General features: G+C 72.7%; 2 protein-coding genes. Both read left to right on the top strand.

Annotation, left to right across the window (positions count from 1 at the left end):
- Positions 1-123 (top strand): winged helix-turn-helix domain-containing protein (locus ACGF12_RS38670; RefSeq protein ID WP_393041385.1); only part of this gene is annotated, 123 nt, incomplete at its 5' end.
- On the top strand, positions 120-1,207 hold a 1,088-nt coding region (locus ACGF12_RS38665; RefSeq protein ID WP_393041382.1), incomplete at its 3' end, for a histidine kinase dimerization/phospho-acceptor domain-containing protein. The genes ACGF12_RS38670 and ACGF12_RS38665, both read left to right, overlap by 4 nt.

Here is a 1,207-nt window from a genome sequence, read left to right as displayed (position 1 = left end):
CCCAACTCCAACGTCGTCGACGTCCTCGTCTCCCAGCTGCGCCGCAAGCTCGGCGACCCTCCCCTGATCCACACCGTCCGGGGCATCGGCTACCGACTGGCCCCCGCCGAGGACAGACGATGAAGGCCGTCCTCCACCGATTCCGGAAGGCGCCCCGGCGGACACCGGCCGAGAACCGGGCCCGAAGACTGCGCTGGCGCCTCACCGCCCTGTACGCGCTCACCAGCACCATCGGCCTGGTCGCGCTGGCAGCCTTCGCCGTCCACAACGACGACGTCTCGCGACGCCACCAGACCGACGACGCCCTCAAGCTGCAGGCCACCCAGACCATCGCCGAACTCGCCTACGACGACAACGGCCAGCTCGACACCCGCAACCTGCCCGACTTCGTCGACACCTCCTGCCCGCCGGTCACCGTCCTGACCGGGACCGGCGACAGCCTCAGGACCGTCTACACCCCGCGCCAACCCTGCGTGCACGTCCGGGACACCGACATCCGCGCGGCGGCCCAGGCAGCAGTGCTGGACGACAGCATGGCCAAGACCGACGCCCGGACCGACAACGGGCACTCGCTGCGCCTCCTCGCCCAGGTCTTCACCGGTCCGGACGACAAGAGCGCGGGCGGCGTCGTCATGGTGGCCGCCGACACCACCACCGACCAGGACGCCCACCGCGACCTGGCCCTCCTGCTGACCGCCGGCTGCGCCGTCGCGCTGGCGCTCTCCGCGCTCGCGGGCCACCTGCTCTCCGGCCGCGCCATCCGGCCCACCGTGACCGCCGTGCACCAGCACGAGACCTTCCTCGCCGACGCCGCCCACGACCTGCGCACCCCCGCCGCCTCCCTCCGCCTGCTCGCCGAAACCGCCCTGCGCGACGACGCCGCCCGCACCGAGGCACTCAAGCGCACCGTCAGCCTGGCCACCCGCATGGGCGACCTCGTCGACGGCCTGCTCACCCGCGCCCGCCTCACCGCCGGCGTCACCACCCTCGCCACCGAACCCCTGCGCCTCGACCAGCTCGTCGAAACCGTCGTCGACGACACCCACACCGGCGAGAACGTCATCACCCTGCGCACCGAGCCCACCGTCGTCGCCGCCGACCCCGACCTGCTGCGCCGAGCCGTCACCAACCTGCTCGCCAACGCCCTCACCCACGGCCACGCCCCCGGCCAACCCGCCGAAATCGAACTCACCGTCACCTCCGACGG

Origin of the sequence: Kitasatospora sp. NPDC048296, from assembly GCF_043201815.1 — a bacterium.
Taxonomy (GTDB): Bacteria; Actinomycetota; Actinomycetes; order Streptomycetales; family Streptomycetaceae; genus Kitasatospora.
Note: the sequence above shows the minus strand (reverse complement) of the source record. Positions and strands in the feature narration are given on the sequence as shown.